This is a genomic window from Candidatus Poriferisodalis sp. (assembly GCF_965214215.1).
Classification (GTDB): Bacteria; Actinomycetota; Acidimicrobiia; order Acidimicrobiales; family Poriferisodalaceae; genus Poriferisodalis.
On record NZ_CBDCBD010000003.1, the window covers coordinates 2,259,047 to 2,285,803 of the forward strand.

The 26,757-nt window shown below is 66.8% G+C and carries 11 protein-coding genes, 1 tRNA gene and 1 pseudogene; 8 read left to right on the plus strand and 5 right to left on the minus strand.

Annotated features, from left to right (window positions below; genetic code table 11):
- Nucleotides 1–98: 98 nt before the first annotated feature.
- A complete protein-coding gene (locus tag ACOOF5_RS12625) occupies nt 99–14,051 on the plus strand; it encodes a Calx-beta domain-containing protein (RefSeq protein ID WP_420439661.1) in 13,953 nt (4,650 codons plus the stop codon).
- Between the two features lie 184 nt (nt 14,052–14,235).
- On the opposite strand, the gene ACOOF5_RS12630 is transcribed toward ACOOF5_RS12625, so the two are convergent.
- The 4 genes from ACOOF5_RS12630 to ispH form a co-directional block, all read right to left on the minus strand.
- Nucleotides 14,236–15,747 (minus strand): HNH endonuclease, encoded by a 1,512-nt coding sequence (locus ACOOF5_RS12630; protein ID WP_420439663.1) that lies wholly within the window; start codon nt 15,745–15,747, stop codon nt 14,236–14,238.
- A 149-nt stretch (nt 15,748–15,896) separates the two neighbouring features.
- Nucleotides 15,897–16,253, minus strand: a complete 357-nt coding sequence (locus tag ACOOF5_RS12635; RefSeq protein WP_420439665.1) for a hypothetical protein — start codon at nt 16,251–16,253, stop codon at nt 15,897–15,899.
- Complete coding sequence (locus ACOOF5_RS12640; RefSeq protein ID WP_420439667.1) at nt 16,250–16,504, minus strand: hypothetical protein; 255 nt, start codon at nt 16,502–16,504, stop codon at nt 16,250–16,252. Before ACOOF5_RS12640 ends, ACOOF5_RS12635 begins: the two co-directional genes overlap by 4 nt.
- A gap of 145 nt (nt 16,505–16,649) precedes the next feature.
- Nucleotides 16,650–17,693: a 4-hydroxy-3-methylbut-2-enyl diphosphate reductase gene (ispH, locus tag ACOOF5_RS12645; RefSeq protein WP_420439669.1), complete on the minus strand. Its 1,044-nt coding sequence runs from the start codon at nt 17,691–17,693 to the stop codon at nt 16,650–16,652.
- A 92-nt stretch (nt 17,694–17,785) separates the two neighbouring features.
- Between ispH and ACOOF5_RS12650 the strand changes: the two genes are divergently transcribed.
- The 5 genes and pseudogenes from ACOOF5_RS12650 (at nt 17,786) to ACOOF5_RS12670 (ending at nt 21,537) form a co-directional block, all read left to right on the plus strand.
- Nucleotides 17,786–19,378, plus strand: a complete 1,593-nt coding sequence (locus tag ACOOF5_RS12650) for a DUF512 domain-containing protein (protein WP_420439671.1) — start codon at nt 17,786–17,788, stop codon at nt 19,376–19,378.
- On the plus strand, nt 19,375–20,793 hold the full coding sequence (gene der, locus ACOOF5_RS12655; protein ID WP_420439673.1) for a ribosome biogenesis GTPase Der: 1,419 nt from the start codon (nt 19,375–19,377) through the stop codon (nt 20,791–20,793). The genes ACOOF5_RS12650 and der overlap by 4 nt, the downstream gene beginning before the upstream one ends.
- Nucleotides 20,790–21,026, plus strand: coding sequence for a hypothetical protein (locus ACOOF5_RS12660; protein WP_420439676.1), 237 nt, complete (start codon nt 20,790–20,792; stop codon nt 21,024–21,026). The genes der and ACOOF5_RS12660 overlap by 4 nt, the downstream gene beginning before the upstream one ends.
- Before the next feature lie 29 nt (nt 21,027–21,055).
- Nucleotides 21,056–21,133: transfer RNA gene (locus ACOOF5_RS12665), tRNA-Pro, on the plus strand.
- Nucleotides 21,134–21,165: 32 nt separating this feature from the next.
- Nucleotides 21,166–21,537, plus strand: a pseudogene (locus ACOOF5_RS12670) (DUF427 domain-containing protein).
- Between the two features lie 28 nt (nt 21,538–21,565).
- Here ACOOF5_RS12670 and ACOOF5_RS12675 read toward each other — a convergent pair.
- On the minus strand, nt 21,566–22,810 hold the full coding sequence (locus ACOOF5_RS12675; protein WP_420439678.1) for an NAD(P)/FAD-dependent oxidoreductase: 1,245 nt from the start codon (nt 22,808–22,810) through the stop codon (nt 21,566–21,568).
- 322 nt (nt 22,811–23,132) lie between these two features.
- Between ACOOF5_RS12675 and ACOOF5_RS12680 the strand changes: the two genes are divergently transcribed.
- Both ACOOF5_RS12680 and ACOOF5_RS12685 read left to right on the plus strand, forming a co-directional pair.
- The gene (locus tag ACOOF5_RS12680) at nt 23,133–25,574 is read left to right on the plus strand and encodes a ribonucleoside-diphosphate reductase subunit alpha (protein ID WP_420439680.1); all 2,442 of its coding nucleotides are present in this window, start codon (nt 23,133–23,135) and stop codon (nt 25,572–25,574) included.
- 191 nt (nt 25,575–25,765) lie between these two features.
- Entirely contained in the window at nt 25,766–26,725 is a 960-nt protein-coding gene (locus ACOOF5_RS12685) for a ribonucleotide-diphosphate reductase subunit beta (RefSeq protein ID WP_420440981.1), read from the plus strand.
- Nucleotides 26,726–26,757: the final 32 nt, after the last annotated feature.

Genomic DNA, 26,757 nt, shown 5'->3' on the forward strand with positions numbered 1-26,757 from the left:
TCGGGTTGCGCTGGCGATGTCGGCTCGCGTCTGAATCGCGGGGGGGGGGGGGCTCATTAGCCTCTCTTGCTCGGCCGCGGTTCGGCCGTCGGGGGTCGGTGTGCGCGCTGGTGGTGGCGTTGGCGGCGTCGTTGCTGGTGGTGCCGCCGGTGCCGGTGTTGTCGGGTGCGGGTCTGGGGGTTTCTGAGGCTGGGGCGCAGTCGGCGGGCACGGCTGGCGTCACGTCCCATAGCCGGGCGTTCTTGCATCGCACGGTGATCGAGGAGGGCCAGACCCGCCAGTTCGAGATCTCCAACCTGCCGGATCGTCCGGCCTATTACGTGTTCTTCAAGCCTTTGGCGGGGTACACGGCCGAAGCGTCAGATGTCACGTTCAAGGTTCATTGGCGTCGCGATGGTCTGGTTGAGGTCGCGGCGGGTGAGGGGCGCCGGGCGTCTGTGAACGCTTTGCGGGAGCGTCTGCGTTTCGAGGTGGCGGCCCATTCCGACGGCGATTCTGATGATGAGACGTTCGGGGTGCAGCTGTGTACGACCGCTGATTGTGAGGGCGGCACGGTTTTGGGTGATTGGACGGTGACGATCACCGATGTGTCGGACACGACGCTGACCGGGACGGGGGCGTCGATCACTGTGAGCGGCGGTTCGACGACGATGATGGAGCGGCTCACCAACAACGACAACCGCGACGTGTCCGACACCATCACGGTCACCATTCCCTATGCGAGCCGTCCGACTCAGAGCATCGTGGTGGTGGGCCTCGTTGATACGACGACGATGGCCAAGTGGGGGACTGAAGCGCCGATCGCGAACATCAGGGGCGGTCTCGCCCGGCACGCGGAGGCGGGTCCCACGACGCCTCGTCACGCGTTCACGATCAACCTGGACGGAGTCAACATCCCCGACGGCACCGGACTCGACGTCAACGAAAACGGCACGGTTGAGGAAGATGAGTGGGTGTCGGAGTTCGAGGTGTCAATTGCGGCGTTCAACAATGCGGTGGACACTCCTGGCGGGGTGCTGTCGGGCAATCTTGTGTTCACGGTCTATCAGTACGACGAGGACTACTACGACACGACCAACTGCCGCGTCGATCTCGGCTTGGGACCCCAGACGGTGAAGTGCCCGGACACGAGGACCGCGCCGACGGTATACACGGGCATCGTGTTGCCGGATGTGCCGTTGACGGTGACCGATGACGACGAGGTGACCGAGATCGAACTGCACCACGCCGCGACGACAGACCAAGTCGCGACGGAGGGCAGCACGTCGGACACCGCGAAGTTCCGGGTGACGTTGGGCCGCGGGCTCGCCGCGGGGGAGACGTTGACGGTTCCGCTCGCGTTTCAGGGCGCGACGCTGGGCACGCATTTCAGGCTGTCTTTGGACGGAAGCCCCCAAGGGGTCGTGTATGCGGACTCGGCCGACGGCGCGACGGGCGAGCTCACGTTCACGGGTCCCTCAGCGGCTGAGGCGACGGTGGTGGTGACCGCGGCTACTGATGATGGTGACACGGCGACCAACAATCTGGTGGTGAGGACTTATCCGACGTCGGAGCCGTGGAAGGGGAACCACATCACAACGAACCTCGCGGGTGGGGTGTGCTCTGGCGATGGTTGTGGGCCGGTGCGTCTCGCTGAGCGCTTGTACCGGATCACGCTCAACGAGGCGCAGGCGGGTCTCGCGGTCATCGACAACGGCGGGGGTCGCCTGTTGGAGGGAAACATCGTCGAGAACGTGCCGGTGGTCGTACCCACGCAAAGCAGTCAAGTGCGTTACCGGATCGATGAGCAGGTCGTCACCGAAGGCGGCGACTACTCCTATGAGGTGCGGCTTTCCGCCGCGCCGACCTCGAATGTGACCGTGGCGGCGTCGAGCAGCGACACCACCAAAGCGACGATCACCACGGGCGGCTCTTTGACGTTCACACCGTCGAATTGGACCATGCCGCAGACGGTGACGGTGTCGGCGGTGGACAACCAGGCTGATGCGGCTGATATCGGGCTGACGATCACGCACGCCGTCACCGGCGCCGGCAGCTACGCCAGCATCCCCAACGTGGCCCACGCGTTGGTGTTGGTGGACGACGACCCGACCGAGGTGTCGATGGTCGGGACAGGGGTGCGTACCAGCCCCTCGGGCACCCAGATTTCTGAAGTGATGGTGGAGGGCGACGCCACCCGGGTGGACCGTTCGCTGACGATCAGCTTGAGCCGTGCCCTCACAGCGAACGAGTGGGTGCGGGTGCCGTTGTATCTGGAAGCGACCGGGCATCGCCACAACCCTGATGTGGAATGCGACCTGAACCTCCAAGACTGGAGCGATATCTCGCTGGAGCGGTGGGCGGATTACGTGGCGTGCGATGTGGTCAGCTCGGTTCGTGGGCCGCGTTACAGCGCGAACGTGGCGTGGCCGGTCCATCACAACGATTTCGAGATGGCCGCTGTCGGCACGGGTGTGTCGGTGGAGGCGGTGAACCGGTACACGCCCGCGCATGTCGGGTTCCGCTGGCTGGAGTTCGCCGGCGCAGGCGCGCAGGAAGCGACGATCGTGCTGAAAGCCCGCGGCGGCTTCGACGACGGCGACGTCCACGACGAGGCGTTCCACATCAGCTTCCCCCGCGGGCTCCAGTCGGTGCGCAACTACACCGACGACGGCCATGTGTTCTCCCCGCAGAGACATCTCAACCCCCAAACGAACCTCGGCGGAGGCGTCACCGCAGCGCACGCCGACGCGCAAGCCTGGTACGGCATCGCAGACGACGAGGAGGGGGGCAGCAGTGCGCCCGAGATGCCCGCTGGCTGGCCGCTGCTTCCTTCCGGCTTGAATCCGGGCGACTCGTTCCGTCTGATCTATGCCACTTCCCAGACCACCACCGCGCAGAGCCGCGATCTCGCCGTGTACGACGCGTTCGTGCGCGCCGAGATCACCGGCAACGCCCTCGTCAACGGCGGTGTCGCCGCCCTGGCCGACCACGCCGGACACTTCAAGGCGATCGCCGAGACGTCGGTCGAGGGCAGCTCGGCGTTCAGCGTGACCGAGTTGACGCGCACGACGGCCCGCGATCATGCGCAGTTCAACCCCGACAACGGCGACCATCCCGATGTGCGGATCTACTGGGTGGGCGGAACCAAGGTCGCCGACGACAATGCCGACTTCACCGACGGAGATTGGGACGACGAGGCGAACCCCCGCCGCGCCGACGGCACCGCAGCGACGGTGCATGTCAGCGGCTACTGGACCGGCAGCGGCAGAGACGGAGCCGGCATCGAGGTCTGCTCCGAAATATCGAACGGCATAACAAGCACGCGGTACCCGCGGCTGGGCTGGACGGACGCGACAGTAGGATTGCTCAACAACAGCAGCGTGGATGGCTTCCCATTGGGTCCCCGCACAGATATCGCGTCGAGTTGCGGGCGTCAGCACGGCTACAGCCACAACCGCACCGAGATGCGGCCGATGTACGCCCTGTCAGGCGAGTTCACAGTCGTTGCCGCGGGCGCCACCATCGAATCAGCCACAGCCGCCGAGGGCAGCGCGGCCACGTTCACCGTGACGATCCCCGACGCGGCCCCGCTGGGGGGCATCACCGTGCCCTACACGTTCGACCACGGCCTCGGCATTAGCACCGACCCCGCCCACATCGTCGCCGATAACAACGACTTCGCCGACACCGACGGCGAAGTCACCATCGCCCAGGGCGACACCACCGCGGCCATCACCGTGGCGACCACCGACGACAGCACCTACGAGGGCGACCACTACTTCAGGGTCACCCTCGGCACCCCGACGGGCACCGACGCGCCCGGCGTGCACCCCACCAAAGGCACCGCCACCGGCACGATCACCGACAAAGCCGACCTGCCCAACGTCGCGTTCAGCTCGGCGACGGCCAGCGCCGCCGAGGACGCAGGCACAATCGACGTCACCGTCACCAAGACCGGGACCACAGCGGTGCCCCTGTCGATCTACTGGACCACCGCGGATGACACCGCAGCCCACCCGACCGACTACACCGCCCAGTCCGGCTACCTCGAATTCGCCACCGGCGACACCACCAAGACCCTCACCATCCCCATCGTCGACGACAACACCGCCGAGAACACCGAAACGTTCAAAGTGCAGCTCGACGGCACCCTCGCCGTCGACGCCCGGGTCGGCAGCACCGGCGAGACAACGATCACCCTCACCGACGACGACGTCGGCGGCGCCGCTGGTGTGACGCTTTCTGGGTCTGCTCTGACTTTGACGGAGCTTCACGCCACTGATGCGGAGATGTCCTACACGGTGGTGCTCGACTCTGATCCGGGCGCGGTTGTGGTGGTGACGGTGTCCTCGGGCGACCCGACGGCGGTGGCGGTGGACACCGACAGCGACATGGCCGGCGACCAGTCGATGCTGACTTTCACTCACGGCAATACCGGGAACTGGAACTCGGCGCAGACGGTGACGCTGCGCGCCGTCAACGACGGCGACGCCGCCGCGGAGACTGTCACCGTCTCCCATGCGGCGGAGGTATCGGATGCCGGCAACCCGTATCACCAGATTCCGATCAACAGCGTGACCGCGACCACCGTCGACGCCGGTCACAAGATTGTGGTTGTGCCGGCTGCGGTGTCGGTGAATGAGGGCGACACCGCCGAGTACGGGATCCGATTGGCGAGCAACCCGGGCGGCGCGGTGGCGTTGCATGTCACCGCTGTCAACAGTTCCGGCAGTCTGACTGTCAGTCCCGTGACCGTGTCGTTCAACGCCGGCAACTGGATGTCTGCCCAGACCGTCACGATCAGCGGGGGCAGCGGGGGTGCCGGGGGTGTCACCCATTCTGTGTCGAGCTCGGCGGGCGCTGCCCGGTCGAGGTATCCGGTGAACATGGTCGGGCCGCAGGTGGATGTCACGGTGGTGTCGTCGGCTGCTTTGGTGTTCGACGTCGGCGAGGGGGTGGCGGTGAGCGAGGAATCGGGCCACACCGACACCTACGAGGTGAAGTTGAACAAGGCGCCGTCGGCGGATGTGACGGTGGCGATCACCGCGGCAGCGGGCGCGGCGGTCAACCCGGCTTCGCTGACGTTCACGACAACGAACTGGGACACCGGACAAGAGGTCACGGTTTCGGGTGTGGATGACAACACCATCAACACCGGCGGGGCGCGGATGGTGACGATTTCGCACAGCACGTCGTCGTCGGACAACGATTTCAACGCGTTGAGTGGGAATGTGACGGTGCGGGTGGCTGACACCGACACGACCCCGACGCTGGGCATCACACCCGCGCAGGTGCAGTCGTCCGCGTTCGCCAGCGGCGGCACTGTCACGCTCACCTTGACGCCTGAGCATGTCACGTTCTTCGGCGTCGGCGACGGCGACGGCTTAGGACCCGAAAGCGGCGACCGAGGCGACGGGATTCTGCGAAGCGGCGGATCGTTGTCGGCTTCGGGTCTGGCGTTGTTGACGTTCACCGGGGAGCCGACAGGGTTGACGGTCGATAGCGCCGAGCTCGGTGCGGCCATGAGCGATGTGCATGGCCAGCCCAAGCATCGTTCTTTGGAGGTGGTGCTGTCGTATTCGGGTTCGGCGATTACCGCCGATGACCCAGTCACCCTCAACGTCGGCCGTCGACTGTTGCGCCGGTCGCTGTCCGCGACCAAGGCGGTTCCTTACGGAGCGTCCCTGTCCGCGGATTTCACTATCAAAGCCCCCGAACCTGTCACCGTGTCGATGGCGGGGTCTGATGGTGATGCCAACGGCAACGCTGTGGAAGGCGCCAGCGGCGCGACGGGGTATCGGACCATCACCTTGACGCTGGGCCGGGCGCTGACCGGCTCGGAGGAGGTGACGGTGCCGTTGAGCGTGGTGGGTGCGACGGTGACCGACGATTACACGTTCGGTTTGGAGCCGGCGACGCAGGACGGCGTGTCGTTGACGACGACAGGTGGGACGCACACTGCGCAGGATCCGGCGGTTGTGTTCTCGGCGGGGGCGTCGTCGGCGACTTTACGGTTGAAGCCGGTGGACAACTCGGTGCGGTCCCAGCCGTATGTGGTGGTCGGTTACGGCACCGGCGCGCGGGCGCCTGCGGGGTCGGGTGTGACTTTGGACACTCCGACGGGCGGCCCGGTGGGTGTGGTGTTGGTGGACGACGAGACGGGCGATTTTGAGGTTGCTGCTGATTGGCCGTTGTTGCCGTCGGGGTTGTCGGGGGGTGATGAGTTCCGGTTGATGTTCATCACGTCGCAGACTCGGACTGCGGAGTCGACCGATATTGATGTGTACAACGAGTGGGCTCAGGGCGTGGTCGCCGCGGGCGGTCACGCTGGCCTCAAGCCTTACGCGGGTCTGGTGCGGGTGGTGGGCAGCACCACAACAGTCGATGCCCGTGTCAATGCCGGCATGCACACGGGAAGCGCGTGGGCTGACGGCTCGGCGAACGCGTCGAGCAGCGGGGTGAAGGTGTACTGGCTGGCTGAGCCGTCGTCGGACAAGGTCGCGGACAACTATTTCGATTTCTTTGATGGTTCCTGGGACGGAGGCGCGGACCAGTCCGGCGCGGACACTGTCGAGTCGGGTGCTGCGCGTACCGTTACGGCAGGGTTCTGGACTGGCAGCAACGAGCACGACGGGAGGAAAGCATCAATAGCGACGCGTCGGCTTGGCGCGACTACGCCCTCGGTTGCTCGTGTTTCGCTTGGCAATCCGCTGTCTGACACTTCTGCGATGTCGGATGCTTCGTTGCCGATGCTGGCCATGTCGCCGGTGTTCAAAGTAGAGGCCGCCGCGACGCCGGAGTTGACGTTTGCTTCGGCGGCGTACAGCGAAGCGGAGGACGGCGGCAGCGTCGATGTGACGGTGAACGCGAGCAGCGCGCCGTCTGCGGCGTTGACGGTGAACCTGGACTCGCAGGCGGAGACCGCGACGGAGGCGTCGGACTACACCGCGCCGCCGACAACGTTCACGTTCCCCGCCGCCATGACGTCTCACACCTTCAGCGTCAACATCACCGACGACAACACGGTGGAGGGCGACGAGACCTTCACCATGACACTGGCGAGCGGCACCGGCTACACGGTGGGCACGCCGGCGACCACCACGGTGACGATCACCGACGACGACACGCCGCCGGTCACGGTCACCATGTCCGCGTCCGACGGCGACAGCGACGGCAACGCGGTCGAGGGCGGCGCCGGCACCACCGGCCACCGGACCATCACGCTCACTCTGGGCCGGGAGTTGGCCGGCTCGGAACAGGTGACGGTGCCGCTGACAGTCGTCGGCGCGACCGTGACTACTGATTACACGTTCGGGTTGCAGCCGACCACCCAGACGGGCGTGTCGCTGAACACATCCGGCTCGAACAGCGCGCAGAACCCGGCGGTGGTGTTCGCGTCCGGCGCGCGGACCGCGACATTGCGTTTGACGCCGGTGGACAACAATGTCCGTACGCAGCCGTATGCGATCGTCGACTACGGCTCGGGCTCGCGTGCTCCCGCTGCTTCGGGCGGCGTGACTTTGGACACTCCGACGGGCGGCCCGATCGGCGTGGTGTTGGTGGACGACGAGACGGGCGACATCGTGCTGCCGGCGGGTGCGGGTTTCCGGCCGGGTGTGTCGAACAACGCGGAGTATCGGTTGTTGTTCATGACATCTGCGGGCGGGGCGGCGACGTCGACCGACATCGCGGATTACGACCATTTCGTGCGGGCTGCGGCGGTCGCGAATGGGGGGGCTGATTTGTTGCCTTATGCCGGATTTTTCAGGGCGTTCGTGTCGACTGCGAGCACGCACGGCCGTGAGCATGTGGGGATCTGGGGGTCGGGCGCCTTCACTGACGGCACGACGCAGGGGTCGGACTCGGGGACTGAGCTGTATTGGCTGGGGACGGGCGGCGAGCAGGTGTCGTCGAGCTATTGGCTGTTCTGCAATCGGCCGTGGACTGGTCGTTGGAGTGCGACCGCCACGCGTCTGCGCCACGAGGACGGCAGTGTGGGCAACGGGGCGAAGGTGTGGACGGGGATGAACAACAACTGCACCACCAGTTCCAACCAGTTGGGCACGAGCACACCCACGTATGGTCCCGGCGCGCAGGCGGGCAGCGGTGGCAGCCCGACCCAATCGAATGCCCTGTCGCTGGGCACTGAGGCGGCCGCCAGCGAGAACCGGTTCTACGCGGTGTCGGATGTGTTCAAAACTGTCGCGTCGGCTGATATGCCGCAGGTGGTCTTCGATAGTAGAACTGGTTCGGCTAATGAGGGCGAGACGGTCAGGTTGACGTTGAGGGCCAGTCCTGCGCCGACCGCGGATCTGACGCTCACCTACATCGTCGAGGAGAGCGGCGGTGACGCGACCGCGGGGCAGGATTTCACCGCGGGCGAGGCGTCGGTGACGATCCCCGCGGGGCAGACGTCGGTGGCTTTTGACGTAGCGACCCTTGAGGACGGGGTGTTCGAGCGGTCGGAGTCGTTTCGTGTGCGTCTCGCTGCTTCGCCTGACTATTTGCGGGGCAGTGCTCGTGTCTCGACTGTGACGATCTTGGAGGTCGAGAGACTCCAGGTGGGCTTCGCGCAGGCCGAGTACTGGGCGCTCGAGGACGGCGGCAGCGTCGACGTGGAACTCGCGTTGAGCCATGGCACCGAGCGGGCGGTGAGCTTGACGCTGTCGGTGGGAGGCACCGCGACGGGCGGCAGCGACTACACCGCCCCGGCGGCGAGCGTGACGATCCCGCCGGGCAACACGTCGCGCACCCACACGATCACCATCCCCATAGCAGCGGACACGACTGTCGAACCAGACGAGACGATCACATTGGCCATCGCCAGCGTGACGACGACGAACGCCGGAACGGCGAACCGCTCCCGCACGACGGTGTTCATCGCCGATCAGGACCATGCGTCGGCTGGTCTGGTCGCGCCGTCCACGGTCGAGGTGGACGAGGGCGGCACGGCGACGTATCGGCTGCGGCTCGCTACCGCCCCGTCGGGGACGGTGACGGTGACCGTGTCGGGCCAAACATCGTCGGAGTTGACCCTCGACGCCGACGACAGCACGAACGGCGACCAGGCCACGGTGCAGTTCACCCCCTCTAACTGGTATGTGGGCCGCAAGGTCACCGTGAGAGGTGTCCATGACGAGGACTTGACCGACGATTCGGTGACGCTGGCGCATTCGGCGTCGGGCGCCGACTACGGATCGGTCACCGGCTCGGTGGCGGCGACCGTCGATGATGAGGACGTCACGTTGAGCATCACCGGCGGCGCGGCGGTCACCGAGGGCACCGCCGCGGAGTTCACCGTCACCGCGAGCCCGGCGCCGGACCGCGATCTGACCGTCAATGTGGGTATCGCCGACGCGGCCGGCGCCGATTTTGTTGCTGCGGGCCAGCAGGGGAACCGCACCCGCATCCTGCCTGCGGGGCAAGCCACGGCCATGTTCACGGTGCCGACTGTTGCTGATTTCAATGAGGAGCCGTCGGGGCCGATCACCATCACTCTGCAAAACAGCGATAACTACATGATCGACTCGTCTGCTGCGTCCGCCATGGTGCAGGTCGACGACGACGACGACGCGGCGGTCACCGTCGCCATGTCGGCCTCGCGTGACAACGCGGTGGAGGGCGCGACCGATGCCACCGGCTACAGCGACATCACCCTCACGCTGGGCGGGCCGCTGAGCGGCACTGAGACGCTTACGGTGCCTTTGACTGTGACCGGAGCGACCGTCACAACCGATTACACGTTCGCGTTGGTGCCGACGACGCAGACCGGCGTCGCGCTGGACACGTCGGGGCCGCACTCGGCGCAGAACCCGGCGGTGGTGTTCACCGCGGGCGCGACGACCGCGACTTTGCGGTTGACGCCAGTTGACAATGATGTTCGCACCCAGCCGTATGTGATCGTCGACTTCGGGCCGGGCGCGACCGCTAGTGGCGGCATCAACGTCGGCGAGCAGACCGGCGGGCCGATCAACGTTGTACTCGTCGACGACGAAACCGGCGATATTGAGGTGGCAGCCGACTGGGCGTTGGCGCCGTCGGGTTTGTCCGCGGGCGACGAGTTCCGGCTGATCTTCATCACTTCGCAGACACGCACCGCCGCCTCCACCGACATCGACGACTACAACGACTGGGCCCAACTGGTGGTCGCCGAGCACGGCCACGCCGCCCTGTTGCCCTACTCGGGGCTGGTGTCGGTGATCGCCAGCACCGCCACCGTGGATGCCCGCGAGAACACCGCCATGTGGGACCCGGCGCTGAACTCCAACGCAGGCGGCTACACCGATAGCTCTACCAGCGATTCGGACAGCGGCACCAAGATCTATTGGCTCGCTGCGCCGTCGGCACACAAAGTGGCCGACAACTATTTCGATTTCTACGACGCCTCCTGGGACACCGGCACCAACAACAGAAGCCACTCCACCAACGAAGCGGCCACGCCGCTAGAGGCGGTCTATTGGACAGGCAGCAGCGACGCCGGCGAAGCCGTGAGCGGCAACGCCCTCGGCGAAGCCAATCCCCAATACGGACACGTGGAGACGTTCGGCAGCACACCGCTCGACCACACGGCAAACGCGGACAACGCGACCCGCTTCGGGTTGTTGACGATGTCGCCGGTGTTCAAGATCGACCCCTCCGCGACGGGCCCCGAGGTTTCAGTGCGGCTGATGACCGGCGAGGGCGAGAACCGCAACGACGACGGCGAGGTCGAAAAGCCGGAAAACGACGCCACCGTGTCGTTCCCGCTGACGTTGGACGCCCAGCCCGCCGCTGCTCTGATGGTGTGCGTGCGCGTCGCGGAGTCGGGCGACACCGACCGGGTCGCCGCAGCCGACGAGGGCATCAAAACGGTCAGCTTCAATGCTGGCGTGCAGACAGGGTCGATCGACGTCGCGTGGACCGACAACGATGACGACGACCTCGACAGCGTGATCACCGTCACCGCGGTGCCGTCGAGCACCGCTGGCTGCTCGAGCACCGACTCGTACACCGTTTCGGGCACCAACGGGTCCGACAAGGCGCGCATCACCGACGACGAGGCAACCGAGGTGACGCTGACGGCGTCGGACACGGCCATGAGCGAGCAGGACGCTTCTGACACCGCGACGCTGACGGTGTCGTTGGGCCGCCCGCTGATCGCCGGCGAGTCGCTGGTGGCACGCATCACGCTCGCCACCAGCACTGACGCTCGGCTGCCCGGCCACGCCACCCCGGACTTCGCGGTCACCGCGTCGGGCACCGGCGTGGCGCTCGCCAACGCCGCGACGACCACGTCGCAGGTCACGTTCACCGGCTCGGACTCCAACACCGTGCAGACCGCGACGGTGACCCTCACACCGATCGCCACCGCTGCAGGCGACGACGGCGACACCTCTGACGAGGAGATCACCGCGAACCTGCTGCGCCTGATCACCGGCACCGGCTCGGGCACGGTGGTGACCGGCGGCGGCGCGGCGGTCGTCGAGGCGTCCTCGGAGGTGGATCTGACCATCGACGACGACGACGCCTCGGCCTGCTCGGCGCAGTCCTCTGTGTTCAGCGGCACGAGTCTTCGTATTCTCGAAACCGGCGAAACGACCTACTGCGTGCGCCTCGCTAACGCGCCGTCGGCTGGCGACACGACGGTGATGATCGGGCGAACGGGCGCGCACGCTGGGGCGGCGTCGGTGAGCCCGTCGTCTTTGACGTTCACCGCGTTGAACTACACCGAACCGCAGGAAGTCACGGTGACCGGCGTGGACGACCCCGGCACGCATCAGGAAAGATCGCTGACGTTGACCCACACCGCGAACGGTGGCGGCTATTCGAGCCAAAGCCTGGGCAGTGTCCGGGTCGAGGTGTCTGACGCGCCGGAGGTGGAGGTGTTCGCGCATGTGCGTTATGACGACGAGGATGCGTGGCGCTGGTTCGTGAACGCAAATGGGGGGATGCTGCGTCCGTCGACGGTCACCGCTGCGCCGGGTGTCACGCCGATGCGCAACGTGACACCGTGCTGTGAGGTGCAGTACGCGGTTCGTCTGTCGAACCGGCCTTTGGGCGGCGCGGTCACCGTCGATATCAGCGTGGGCGACTTCGGGGGCACGACAGCGTCGGCGATCACCGGCATCTCGCTGACCCGCGACGGCACGCCGGAGCAGTCGCTACGCATCAGGTTCGAGGACCGCGCTCCGGATCCGGGGTGCGGCTGGCTGGTGCAGACGCCGAACACCCATTACGACTCGAACTACAGGGAGAAGCCGGGCGTGTCGGACTCCTATGACAACAACGCCGACACGTCGTGGGAGTGCTACCGGTTCATCTGGGTGCACAACAAGCGCGAGCACCAGAGTCCGACCAGGTCGCTGTGCGCTGACATCACCCACACCGCCACAGGAGGCGGGGTGCGCAAAGTCACGGTGGACACAATCCGGATGCACAGCTTGGGGTTCAACACGGGACGAGTCCACGACAATCCCGCCTGCCCGTTCCTGTACGCCAACACGCTCGGCACTCCACAGAACAGCCCCCTGCCCGCCCAAGCGCCGCCGGTGCCCACCACAGCAGTCGCTGGCCTGTCGGTCGCCGGCGGCGGCGGCACCACTGCGACGGCGAGCTGGGACGCTGTACCGCACGCGACGAAATACAGCGTGTCCTACAGCGCCCAGGCCGCGGACGGGTCGCTGACCCAGACCGTCGGCGCGTTCGACGACATCACGGCGACCAGTCTCACGTTCGATCACGGCGTCACCGCGCCCGCGACGGTGACCGTGACGGTCACCCCCGGCTACGACAACGACGACAGCGACGGCGGTACCCCCACGGTGACCTATCTCGACGGCCTCGCTGCCACCGTCACCCTCAACATCGGCACAACCCCAGATGCGGGCGAAACCGCACAAGAAGAGGAGGGGACCGGCGGCGACGGCCCGGTGGCTCCGCCGCCGGGCTGCGTCTCCGACGACACGCTGGAGCTGGCCCGCGACTACTACGACGTGAACAAGCACCGTGCGCCCGGCTACGGCAAGACCTGGCGTCGGGTGCTCATCGCGTTCGGTGATGTCGCGGACGCGCAGCTCGAGCCGTTCACTGCAGCCGAAGCGAGCCAAAGCGAAACCCGCTGGGCCGGATGGGGCCCATTCCGCGAAGCCCTCGAATGCATCGAGAAAGCCCAGCAGGATCCGGCCCCACCGCCCGTCGAGCCCGAGATCGCCGTCACAGCCGGCGCAGGCGTGACAGAAGGCGGCGACGCGGTGTTCACCATCACCGCTGCCCCTGCACCGCACACCGCCCTGTCGGTCGACGTCACGCTCACCCAAACCGGTGATTTCGTGTCCACTGGCACCCAGACCGTGACCATCGGCACCACCGGCAGCTACACGCTCACCGTCGCCACCACCGACGACAGCGCCGACGAGGCTGACGGTTCGGTCACCGCCGCTATCGGCACTGGCACCGGCTACACCGTGTCGACGAGCAGCGGCGCCGCCACCGTCGCCGTCGCCGACAACGACATACCCGAGATCACCATCACCGCCGGCACAGATGTCACCGAGGGCGGCGACGCGGTGTTCACCATCGCCGCCGACCCATTGCCGCACACAGCTCTCGACGTGGCCGTGGAGATCACCCAGACCGGCGACCACGGCGCCGCCGCCGGCACCCGAACGGTCACGATCCCTGCCACCGGCACCTACACCCTCACCGTCGCCACCACCAACGACAGCGACGACGAAGCCGACGGGTCGATCACCGCCACCGTCTCGACCGGCGCCGGCTACACCGTGTCATCCGCGAACAGCACCGCCACGGTCGCGGTGGCCGACGACGACGACCCGCCTCCGCCTCCGCCTCCGCCTGTCGAGTGTGTTTCTGATGAGACGCTGAGATTGGCGCGTGACTACTACGAGCTGAACCGTCATCGCGCGCCGGGCTACGGCAGCAACTGGCGTCGGGTGCTGGTCGCGTTCGGCGACGTCGCCGACGATCAGCTGACCGCGTTCACTGCGGCCGAAGCGCTCGCGCGCGAGCAGATCTGGTACGGGTGGAAACCGTTCCGCGAAGCGCTGGAGTGCATTGAAGCAGCCCAATAGCCTCAGCCTCCTGCCTGTGTGCGGCGTTGTCGGTTCTCGATCACGATGCCTGTCGCTCACCAGGCATTGATGGTGCCTGGACGTCGGTGGGCTTTCCGGTTCCCGAGACGGCCGATTTCTCGTCGGGCCAGGTGAAGCTCACGGTGCTGTTCGAGTACTTCCCGAGTCGGTGCCAGAACCTGGGTCAGTGCTGGTCGGGCGGGTCGGCGTTGCGGGGTTCGGGTGGCTGGAGCCGGGGGCGGCCGTCGCATGCGGTGCGGATCTTGCGGCCGTGGGCGTGAACGTCTCGGTGGCATGGCTCGCAGAGCGATGCAAGGTTTGCGATGTCGGTGAGGCCGCCGTTGTCGTAGTAGTCGATGTGGTGGGCTTGGGTGTGCTCGGGCGTGAGTTCGCAGCCGATGCAGCCGCGGTCGCGTGCTGCGAGCACGAGCCGTTGGGCGTCGTTGGCGTTGCGTGTGCGTCCCAGTGCGAGTTGTGACCAGTCGGCGGAGAACATGGCGGGCAGCACGTTGGCGTTGAGGCCGTACTCGGCGAGCATCTGCGCTGACATGGGAGTGCCGTCGTCGAGGCGGGGGTTGGCGAGCCGGTCGCTGGTGATGTCGTAGTCGGCGATGATGAGCAGGTTGGTCGCGAAGCGTCGGGCTGTCTCGTCGCCCAGCACCAGCTCGCACAGGGCGTCAGCGGTGAGCTGCGCCCGAGACGCAGCGTCGCCGTCGTCGTGAGGGTTGTTGTCGGCGTGGCGTCGCCGCGTCGAGCGCACCGCGGCTTGCAGGGCGTCGCTGAGCTGGCGTCCTGTGAGGAAGTCGAGCTTGCCGTGCAGGTGCCACATGCCGTCGTCGCCGATCCGCAGCGACGCCGAGCGCTCATGACGCTGCAACGCCAGCTCCGCGTCGGCGGGGCTGAGATGTTGGGCGGCGGCCTCGGCTGCGAGTTCGTCTGCGATCGCCAAGCTGTAGTTCGCGAGCGGGTGACGGGCGATCGTGTCGGAGGGATACGTGCGGGCGAGTTCGAGGAAGTCGTGTTCGCTGCGGCGGTGCTTCTTGGGTGCTTCGCGGGCGATCACTTTGGCGTGGGACATCTGGATCTCGCCGGCTTGCATCGCGTCGAGCGTGCCGGTGAAGCCCTCTGAGACCAGGCTTTGGGCGAGACGGGTCTCGCTGCGGGCCTGCGCGCAGTTCATGCGTGTCTGGTCGCGCAGCACGTATGCGGTGGCTTGTGCGCCGTAACGCGACGTCATCTCGCCTACCGCTGCCAGATAGCGGCCCTCGACGCGGGCACGCTCAGCGGTCAACTCGACCACCAGATCGGTGAGCTCGTCGACGTTCAGCGCACCCAGATCGGCATCCCAACCCGCCGCGCTGCCGCCGACAATCCCGCCGTCACCGGCACGCCCGGAGGCGGCATCGCGCCGCTCGGCATCGGCCGGGGCCGAGATAGCTCCGTCAGCAGCTCGTCCGGCGGCGTCATCGCGCTGCCCGGCAACCGCTGGGGTCGAGACCGCGCCCAGCGAGCTGTTCCGATGTTCGGCGGAACTGGTGGCATCGTCGAACGGCCCCAATTCGCCGCCGGTCCACACCGCTCTTTCATCGGGCCACGCTGACCCGACGGCTGGGGGCCACCCAGACGCCGTGTCGACGCTGGCTTCGGGTGCCTCCACATCGCCGGGAGCGAGTTCTCGCACGACATCGCCGAACATGAATAGAGCATACACACGTTTGTAACGAAAAGCAAACACTCGCGCGTACAAATCTCAACTGAGTCTCGCCATCGGTCCGCGCAGCGGTCGACGCCATCGAGAGGCGTCCATGCGTGGCGTGATGGCGGCGACGCAGTTCGCAGCGTCGCTCAGAGTTCGGCTGCGTCGGCACCGAGTCTGCGCATATCGGCGGCGTCGGTGGTGAGGACCTTGACGCCGAGTTGGTCGGCAAGCACGGCGAGGCTGGCGTCGACGACATCGCTTGTGCCGGTGCGGGCACAGCGCTGGCCGATGACGCGAGGGTCTCCGAAGGGATGCACCTTGATCGACTTGACCAGCATCGCCAGCGGCACCTGCCTGGCAGGCTCGCGCCATGCTTGGGCCAGAGCGGCATCGTTCGTCGCCGGGATCACTCCGTCGGCATGCATCTGGCGGATCCGCGCCAGCACGACACGCCTTTTCGAAGGGTTGTCGAGCGCGATGAACACGCCGGCGTCGAGAATCACCGGTTCGACCTGATCTCCTCGGCACGGGCCGCCTCAGCCTCGGTCGGCTCTCCCCATTCGGCAGTCGCCCATTCGACGAATTCGTTCATGGCGTCGAGCTGAGCGTCTCGTTCTGCCAAGAGCCGAAGACCTTCTTCGACTGCCTCGCGTTCAGTGCGACGCCGAGCGGCCGTCGATTCGAGGTCGCGCAGCGCTTGCGGCCCGAGGAACATCGATTTGCGCTTCGGCTTGTCAAAGATGGTTTCAGGCATACAACCAGCATACGTCGGTGTGCAAACAGTGCAGGATTCGGTGTCGGGGTCGCTTGGCGGAAGGCGTCGGCGCTCCCGGGCAGTCCGAGTTCTAGCATCACTCGATTTGTGAGATCTACTGAATTTATCTGAAATATAGTGAATGTTAAGACGCCGCAGAGGCGAGTCCAGCGAGCACATCGCTCGCGGCAGTCGTGCGGTCGGCGGCACTGACGCGCGCCGAGGGCGCCACGGCGAGGGTGGCATGCACGGCAGCCTCCATCGCGCCGAGCAAGTCGCGCAACTCGCGCGGCGGGGGGAAGTACTCGTCCTCATCGGTAATGGTCACCTCGGTGGTGCCCTCCCGGGGAGCCAGCCTGGCGATGACTGCCTCGACGAGCTCCTCTGGCGCGGACGCCCCAGCAGTGACGCCCACGGTGCCGAACAGATCGTCGGGCAGCTCGGTGGCGGCGTTCACGCGCAGAACGCGATCGCAGCCCGATTCCGCGGCCACCTTGGCGAGCGCCATCGTGTTCGAAGAATTCGCCGAGCCGATCACTACGACGGCGTCGCAGCGGGCGGCAATCTCGGCGAGCGCGCTCTGGCGGTTGGTGGTGGCGAAACACAGGTCTGAGCGGCCAGGCATCCACACATCGCCGAAACGGTCCTTCGCAGCGTCGGCGACCTCGGACCAGTCGCGATGGCTCAGCGTGGTCTGAGCCAGCACGGCCACGGGCACATCGACGTCGTCGAGCGCATCCACATCGGCAGGCTCGGACACCAATGAGATGGACTCGGGTGCCACCGCCATCGTGCCAACCGCTTCGTCATGACCCTCGTGGCCGACATAGACGATCCGGAAGCCCTTGCCGGCGCGCACCCGCACCTCGTGGTGCACCTTGGTGACCAGCGGGCACACTGCGTCGACCACGTAGCCGCCCCGCCGGCGAGCCTGCGACACCACCTCGGGCGCCGAGCCGTGCGCTGACAGCATGAGCGGCCGCCCGGGCGGGACCTCGGCGACGTCGTCGACGAACACCACACCGAGCCGCTCGAACCGGTCGACCACAAGGCGGTTGTGGACGATCTCGTGGTAGCAGTACACCGGCGGCGGGAACGAGCGGACGAGCCAGGCGAGCGCCTTGATGGCCATTTCCACGCCGGCACAGAAGCCCCGTGGCGCAGCCAGCAGCACCCGGTCCACAGCCACCCAGATGACGCTACCGACGCCGCGCGCGCGTGCATTGCGACGCTGCGGTCACGCCCGAAGGCCCCGAGGCGGCGGCTTCCTATCCTGAACCCATGTCAAGGCCGGTTGTGGTGGCGGTGGAGCCCGGCTCGGCGGCCGAGATCGCTGGGCTGGCCCCCGGCGATGAAGTGATGTCGATCTGCGGCGTCGTGCCCACCGACGTCATCGCTTGGCAGATGCTGGTGGACGAGGCCGACCCCACCCTCGCGGTGCTGCGCGGCGGGCACGAGATCACGGTCGACGTCGGCAAGGCCGCCGGGGTGCCGCTCGGCGCCGAGGTTCATGCGGCGATCTTCGACCGGGTGCAGACCTGCGACAACCACTGCGAGTTCTGCTTCATCTACCAGCTTCCGCCGGGGCTGCGCCGCAGCCTCTATGTGAAGGACGACGACTACCGGCTGTCGTTCCTGTACGGGAATTTCACGACGCTCACTCGATTCACCGAGCTGGATCTTGAACGGGTGTTTGACGAGCGCCTGTCGCCGTTGTACGTGTCGATCCACGCCACCGATCCCGACGTCCGGTCGCGGATGCTGCGCAACCCGCGAGGCGCGATCAGCTTGCGGTGGCTGAGCGCCCTGCTCGAAGGCGGCATCGAGGTGCACGGCCAGGTGGTGGTGTGCCCAGGCGTCAACGACGGGGCTGTGCTGGCCGACACGCTGTTGGGCGTGCTGGATCGCTTCGGGTCGCTGGAGACGCTGGCGGTGGTGCCGCTGGGCGTGAGCTCGCACCAGCGGGAGCCGGCGATGCGGCCGCACACTGCCGCCGAAGCTGCAGCCGTTGTCGACCTGTGCGAGGAGTGGCAGCAGCGCTATTGCGATGTGCTGGGCAGGCGACTGGTGTACGCCGCCGACGAGTACTACCTGCTGGCGGGCCGCCCCTTCCCGCCCGCAGCCACCTATGGCGACTTCCCGATGCACGAGGACGGCATCGGCATGGCGCGGGCGTTCGAGCAGGAATTCATGTCTGCGGGCACCGTCGGATGCAGCGATGCCGGCCGCGAGCCCCCTTCCGAGCCCGCCGCTATCCAGCGGGCACCGGCCGCGGGGTTCTTCTCGTGGGTGGACGGGGCGCCCGCCGAGGGCTACCGGGCCGTTCGCGCTCCCGGGCACGGAGCGAATCGCAGCGGGGAGATCGACCCCGGCGGCCTGCCGCTGTCGCTGCGCTCGACTCCGGTGACCCTGTCGTCGCGGTCACCGCAGCGGCGAGACCGCGGCCACCTGGACCGCTCGATCGGCATCCTCACCGGCACCTACGGTGCTGCGGTGCTGGGTCCGCTGGTGGCTGGGTGGCGCAGCGAGACCGAAGCCGCCATCGCAGGGCCGACCCCCGACGTGCGGGTCATCGCTGTTCCCAACGACTTCTTCGGCGGCAACATCGGTGTCACGGGCCTGCTCGCCGGCGCCGACATCGCAGCCACGCTGGAAGCTGAGCCAGCCGGCCATCGCTACCTTGTGGCCGATGTGAGCCTGTCGGGCGGGCGGTTCCTGGACGGCGTGGCACCCGCGGACCTGCCGCACCCCGTCGAAATCGTCCCGACCAGCGGCGCGGCGCTGCGGCGGCTGCTCGACACCGCAGCTGTGCCCGAGCCCGGGCGCGCTGTCGCCGATCCAGCCGCACCCACCGCAGCGGGAGCGCTGCAATGAGTGCCGATCTGCCGGTCGTCGGCATCGTGGGTCGGCCCAACGTCGGCAAGTCGACGCTGTTCAACCGGCTGGTCGGGCGCCGCGAGGCGGTCGTGGCGCCCGAACCGGGCGTGACGAGGGACCGCAAGGCAGCCGGGGCCGCTTGGCGAGGCCACCGGTTCGTGGTGGTGGACACGGGTGGTTGGTCGGCTGCCGGCGACGTGCTCGACGGCAAGGTGTCGCAACAGAGCGAGCGAGCGATGGCCGACGCCGACGTGCTGCTGCTGGTGGTCGACGTGACGGTCGGCATCACCGAGCCCGACGCCCGAATCGCCGCCATGCTGCGGCGCAGCGGCCGACCGACCCTGGTCGTGGCCAACAAGGCGGACAGCGGATCTCGTGACGACGGACGGTGGGATTTCCATCGCCTGGGACTCGGGGAAGCCTGGGCAATGTCTGCCCTCCACGGCCGCAACGTCGGCGACGTGCTCGATCGCGTGCTGGGACTGCTCGAGCTGGACGAGGCCGACATCTCTCGCAGTGTCCCTGGCAGCGACGAGGTGGGTTCAGATGCTGCTGGCGAGCCCATTGCGGGGGCCGGCGGGAGCGGCGAGGACTCGGTCGGCGGAGGAGAGGATCCCGTCGACGAAGACCCTGTTGACGAAGACCCTGACGTGCCCGCAGTGGCCATCGTGGGGCGGCCCAACGTCGGCAAGTCGACGCTGTTCAACCGGCTCATCGGCGATGAACGGTCGGTCACCCACGACCGGCCCGGCACGACTCGCGACACCATCGACACGCTCGTAGAAACCGAAGCGGGCCCGGTGCGATTCGTCGACACCGCGGGCATGCGGCGCAAGGCCCGGGTCGACGCAGATACCGAGTACTACGCCAATCTGCGGGCGCTACGGGCCATTGACGCCTGCGACGTGTCGCTGCTGGTCATCGACGCTGCCGAAGGCGTGACGGCACAGGATCAGCGTCTCGCCGAGCGCATCGATGCGTCCGGCTGTCCCATCTTGGTGTTGCTCAACAAGTGGGAGACGCTCGACCCAGAGCACCGTGAGGGCGTCTTGGGGGAACTGGCGCGTCGCCTGCACTTCGTCGGGGAAGCGCCCGTGTTGCGCATCAGCGCACTGACGGGACGGGGAGTGCACCGGCTGGTGCCCGCGATCTCCGCTGCGATGGAGGCCTATGAATCGAGGGCGCCGACCGCCAAGGTGAACGAGATTGTCCAGCTCGCGCAGTCCGCGCAGCCGGCGCCCGGCGGCGCCCGAGTGCTGTACGCCACCCAGGCCGCAACGCAACCCCCGACGTTCACGCTGTTCGCGAATCGCGAAATCCCGGCCACCTACCTGCGATATCTCGAGCGGCGCCTGCGGGAGGAATTGGGCCTGGCGAAGACGCCGCTCAAACTCAGGGTGCGGCGACGATGAGGCCGCTGAGCGGACGACGCGAGACGGCCCCGCCCGCCCAACGGCAGAATCGCCGGCCATCGCCGGAGGGCCACGACCATCCGCGCACGCCCCTGGGCAGCGAAGGCGACCCTCCGCAGCCGCAGCGCTCGAGCGCGCCCTGGCACTTCTGGCTCGTCGTCGTCATGGCCACCGTGTACCTGGGCTGGCGAGCGGTTGAAGGCGTCGTGTGGCTGATCCAGTGGGTCGCCTGAGCGATCGAGCCAGTATCGTGCCAGCGGTACGGGCTGTGGCGCAGTCTGGTTAGCGCACTGGTCTGGGGGACCAGGGGTCGGAGGTTCAAATCCTCTCAGCCCGACCATTGTGAGGTCCGCGACGCGAAGGAGACACGCCATGGCCGGTGCAACGACGGAGCAACGCAAGCCCGAGATAACGATCGTCGACGAGCCGGGGCGGGTCACCGTCGAGGTGGACGGCGTGGTCGTGGCAGATTCGACGTCTGCGGTGGTGCTCACTGAGGGACGCCTGCCGCCGCGCCACTACCTGCCCGTCTCGGACCTGAAGATGGACGTGTTCATCCCGAACGACTCATCGACCCATTGACCGTGGAAAGGCGATGCCAGCTACTGGTCAGTAGCAGTCAACGGTCAGCGCTTTGACGATGTTGTGTGGTCATACCCCGATCCGATCCCTGAAATGGCCGAGATCGCCGGGCTCATGAGCTTCTACGCCGAGCGTGACGAGGTGTCCCAGGTCGTCTCCTGAGCCCCAGCCCGGCCCGACCAGGCCAGGCTCAGTTCAGCGTCGCCGCCAGCTCGAGCGCCTCGTCCCAGGTGGGGTGGCCCACAAGCAGGCGGCGGAATCTCACGAACGGCCTGATCGCGTCGAGCGCCATCACGCCGCTCAGGCGGCCGTCTCGCCGGTAACCGGCCAGCAGCGAGCGCTGCGACGGCGTTCCGACCAGCACTTCGACGTCGTCGTCGGCATCGGGGTGGCCCGCGATCTGGATGCGGGCGTCGTACTGGTCGGACCACACGAACGGAACCGAGTGGTAGGGCTGTGCCTCGTCGGGGGCGACGAGGTTGCGGCCCACCGCCATGGCGTGCTCGACGGCGGCCGTCCAGTGCTCGACCCGGACCGGCGCGTCGCCATGCCAGGGGCCGAGCCAGCCGTTGGGCGCCCGCGCCACATCGCCGACGGCGTAGACCCCGGGCGGCCCGCAGCACAGCGTCGCGTCGCAGACCACGCCATTGTCGATCTGCAGGCCCGAGCCCTCCAGCCACGACGTGTTCGGCACCACCCCGATGCCGACGACCACCAGATCCGCCCCGACACGGCTGCCGTCGGCCATGGCGACCGCTTCGACCCGGTCGGTGCCCAACACACCCTCGACCCCGACGCCGAGACGCAGCTCGGCGCCGTTGTCGCCGTGCAGCGCACCCACCCGTGAGCCCATCTCGGCTCCCAGCCCGCGCATGAGCGGGGCCGGGGCCGCTTCGATCACCGTGACCTCGCAGCCGCGAGCCACTGCAGAAGCCGCGACTTCCGAGCCGATGAAGCCGCCGCCCACCACGGCCACTCGTGCGCCGGCGTCGAGACCTTCCCGGATCGCCTTCGAGTCGTCGAGGGTGCGCAGCGTGTGGACGCCCTTGATGCCCTCGGTTCCCGGCAGCGATCGGGCGGCTGCGCCGGTCGCGATCACGAGGCCGTCGAATGGCACCGTCTCGGCGTTCCCGCCCGCCGCCGGGGCGATGGAGATTGTGCGGGCCGCCAGGTCGAGTCCCACGGCATGTGTGCTCAGCATGACCTCGACATCAAGTTCGTCGTAGGCGCCATCCGGATCGAGAGCGAGGGAATCGGCGTCCCCCTCCCCGGTGAGAAATTCCTTCGACAGCGGCGGCCGGTCGTAGGGGAGATGGGGCTCAGCGCCGATGAGCGTCAGCGGCCCGTCATGACCAGCGGCGCGCACGCTGTGCGCAGCGCGCGCGCCCGCCAGGGAGGCGCCGACGATGACGATGCGATTCGGAGAATTCGACACCCGAGCAGTGTGTCATCTCCGAGGCGAATCAAGACTGGCGGTGCGACCTCGGCGCGGGCAAACCGCGCGTCGGCGCGCCGGTGGAGGCCTCGTACGCAGCCAACTGTCAAGGGATCGGACCGAGGCACGCAGCACCGATTCATGCGCGCTATAACTGTTCCTCACACCTATGTAGTTACAGGGGTGTGATTCGAGTCGTGGCCGTGGCCTGCGAACACTCGAAACGGCACCGCATTCGGCGGGATGAGAAGGACGAGAACGGCATGAACATCGCACGTCGCGCAGCGCATCTCGGTGCCTGTCTATTCCAAGGCGCCGGCAGATGAGCATCGCCGACGCATCTGCAGCCGAGACCCGGAATCAAACTGGTGCCGCCGACACGCCGGGCATGCGCGTGCAGAAGCGCGATGGCTCCATGCAGGCCGTCGATGTCAACAAGATCGTGCGCGCTGTCGAGCGCTGCGCAACCGAGCTGGCCGGCGTCGATCCCATGCGCGTCGCGACCCGGACCATCTCGGGCCTGCATGACGGCGCCACCACCACCGAGCTTGACGAGCTGTCGATTCGCACGGCCGCAGCGCTGATCTCAGAAGAGCCGAACTACTCGAAGCTGGCAGGCCGCCTGCTGGCCACCTACATCGACAAGGAAGTCCAGAACCAGAACATCTACTCGTTCAGCCAGTCCATCGATCTCGGCGGCGAGTGCGGGCTCATCCATCCCGACGTAGTGGCATTCGTCAACACCAACGCCCGCAAGCTGAATGACGCGGTCCTAGCGGAGCGCAACGGCGGGTTCGAGTTCTTCGGGCTGCGCACCGTGTACGACCGGTACCTGCTGCGGCACCCCGAACGCCGCACGGTCATCGAGTCGCCCCAGTACTTCTTGCTGCGCGTCGCCTGCGGGCTGTCGCGCACCTCCGAAGAGGCCATCTCGTTCTACGAGCTGATCTCCAGCCTGCGCTACCTGCCGTCGTCGCCCACGCTGTTCAACTCGGGCACTGCGCATCCGCAGATGTCGTCGTGCTACCTGCTCGACAGTCCCGAAGATTCCCTCGAGGGCATCTACGACCGCTACAGCGATATCGCCAAGCTGTCGAAGTTCGCCGGCGGCATCGGCGTGGGCTGGCACCGGGTGCGCTCCCGCGGATCACTGATCAGCGGCACGAACGGCCTGTCGAACGGCATCGTGCCCTGGCTCAAGACGCTTGACTCGTCGGTCGCTGCGGTGAACCAGGGCGGCCGGCGCAAGGGCGCGGCTTGCGTGTACCTGGAGACCTGGCATGCCGACATCGAGGAGTTTTTGGAACTGAAGGACTCCACCGGCGACCATGCCCGGCGGGCACACAATCTGAATCTGGCGAACTGGGTGCCCGACGAGTTCATGCGGCGGGTCGAGAACGACTGGCAGTGGTCGCTGTTCGACCCCAAGCACGTGCCGCACCTCACCGACTTGTACGGCGACGAGTTCACCGATGCGTACCGCGAGGCCGAAGCGAGCGGTACCTACGAACGGCAGGTCTCGGCCCGCGAGCTCTACAGCCGCATGATGCGCACGCTGGCCCAGACCGGCAACGGCTGGATGACCTTCAAGGACGCCTCGAACGCCAAGTCCAACCAGACCGGCGAGCCTGGCAACGTCATCCACCTGTCGAACCTGTGCACGGAGATCCTCGAGGTCACCAGCAATGCTGAGACGGCTGTCTGCAATCTCGGCTCGATCAATCTCGCCAAGTTTGTGCGGGACGGCGCAGTCGATTACGAAGCACTCGGCGAGGTCGTCCGGACGGCGGTGCCCTACCTGGACCGCGTCATCGACATCAACTACTACCCGACCCCCGAGGCCGCCCGGTCGAATGATCGCTGGCGTCCCGTTGGGCTCGGCGTCATGGGCCTGCAGGACGTGTTCTTCCAGCTCAACATGGCTTTCGACTCACCCGAGGCGCTCGGGGTCGCTGCCCGGATCGCCGAGGAGATCTACTACTGGGCCCTGTGGTCGAGTTGCGAGTTGGCCCGCAAGCACGGGCCGCACGCTGCGTTCGGCGACACGCGTGCAGCAGCGGGACAGCTGCAGTTCGACCTGTGGGACGTTGAGCCCGCGGACCCGGCGCGCTCGGCTGAGCTGCGTGAACGGATCGGTCAGCACGGGTTGCGCAACTCGCTGCTGGTGGCGGTTGCGCCCACCGCCACCATCGCGTCCATCGCCGGCTGCTACGAGTGCATCGAGCCGCAGGTGTCCAACCTGTTCAAACGCGAGACGCTGTCTGGCGAATTCATGCAGATCAATCGCTACCTGGTGCGCGAATTGCAGCAGCGCGGCTTGTGGAGCGAGGCCATGGCCAATCGGATCAAGATGGCCGAAGGTTCCGTGCAGAACATCGCAGAGATCCCCGCAGACCTTCGCTTGGTGTATCGCACAGCGTGGGAATTGCCCCAACGGTCACTCATCGACATGGCCGCAGCACGCGGTGCCTTCATCGACCAGAGCCAGTCACTGAACCTGTTCATGGAGAGTCCCAACATCGGGAAGCTCTCCTCGATGTACATGCACGCCTGGAAGTCGGGCTTGAAGACCACGTACTACCTGCGCTCCCGTCCGGCCACCCGCATCAATCAGACCACGACTGACACTGTCTCGCAGCCCGCCACGCCAGCTGCGGCCTTGCCGCAGCGCGATGCGACAGTCGCGTCAATTCCAGACGCGGCGGCCGCCGACGCCGTGGCGTGCTCGCTCGAGAACCCCGAGACCTGCGAAGCCTGCGACTGAGGCGTCGCGACCACCAAGAGGCACACGACCGATAGAGGACCCTCATGGCGCTCGTCCAGCCAGAGCCTGAATTCACCCCACCCCTGAGCGACCCGAGTCTCGATGGCGCATCCCGAGCCGACCCAGCCGCCGAAGGGTTGCGGGGTCGCCGCAACATCTTGGACCCGGGCTTCGAGCTGACGCTGCGGCCCATGCGCTACCCGCAATTCTTCGACATGTATCGCGATGCCATTCGCAACACATGGACGGTGGAAGAGATCGACTTCTCCGACGACATCGTCGACTTGAACCGCAAGCTGGCCCCTGCCGAGCGCCACCTCATCAACCGGCTCGTGGCGTTTTTCGCGACCGGCGATTCGATTGTCGCGAACAACTTGGTGCTGAATCTGTACCAGCACATCAACAGCCCTGAGGCTCGGATGTACCTGAGCCGCCAGCTGTACGAGGAAGCGCTGCACGTGCAGTTCTACTTGACGCTGCTGGACCACTACATCCCCGACATCTCCGAGCGGGCGGCGGCGTTCGCGGCCATCGAGAACATCCCCTCGATCGCTGCCAAGGCCGATTTCTGCTTCCGCTGGATGGACAGCGTGTGGTCGGTTGACCGGCTCACCACCACCGAGCACCGCAAGGCGTTCGTGCTGAACCTCATCTGCTTCGCTGCGTGCATCGAAGGGCTGTTCTTCTTCGCTGCTTTCGCCTACGTGTACTTCTTGCGGTCGAAGGGGCTGCTGAATGGTCTGGCGGCCGGCACCAACTGGGTGTTCCGGGATGAATCGGCGCACATGAACTTCGCCTTCGAAGTCGTTGGCACGATCCGAGCCGAGGAACCCGATTTGTTCGACGAGGATCTGGCCGTGCGGATCCGGCAGATGGTCACCGAAGCGGTCGACGTCGAGACGCAATTCGCACACGACGTGCTGTCGGGCGGTGTGGCGGGCATGTCGGTGACCGACACCCGGGCGTATCTCGAGTTCGTCGCCGATCAGCGTCTCGCCCAGCTCGGCCTCGCCAAGGAGTACGGCTCGAAGAACCCCTTCTCGTTCATGGAGTTGCAGGACGTGCAGGAGCTCACGAACTTCTTCGAGCGCACAGTCGCCAGCTACCAGGTCGGCATTGAGGGCGACGTCGCCTTCGACGAAGACTTCTGAGCTAGGAGGCTGAGCCGATAGGCGAAGCCGTG

Coding starts and splice junctions, on each gene's coding strand:
- ACOOF5_RS12630 (WP_420439663.1), bottom strand. CDS start 15,747: ATGTTCGGCGATGTCGTGCGAGAACTCGCTCCCGGCGATGTGGAGGCA.
- ACOOF5_RS12640 (WP_420439667.1), bottom strand. CDS start 16,504: ATGCCTGAAACCATCTTTGACAAGCCGAAGCGCAAATCGATGTTCCTC.
- ACOOF5_RS12650 (WP_420439671.1), top strand. CDS start 17,786: ATGTCAAGGCCGGTTGTGGTGGCGGTGGAGCCCGGCTCGGCGGCCGAG.
- der (WP_420439673.1), top strand. CDS start 19,375: ATGAGTGCCGATCTGCCGGTCGTCGGCATCGTGGGTCGGCCCAACGTC.
- ACOOF5_RS12660 (WP_420439676.1), top strand. CDS start 20,790: ATGAGGCCGCTGAGCGGACGACGCGAGACGGCCCCGCCCGCCCAACGG.
- ACOOF5_RS12680 (WP_420439680.1), top strand. CDS start 23,133: ATGAGCATCGCCGACGCATCTGCAGCCGAGACCCGGAATCAAACTGGT.
- ACOOF5_RS12685 (WP_420440981.1), top strand. CDS start 25,766: ATGCGCTACCCGCAATTCTTCGACATGTATCGCGATGCCATTCGCAAC.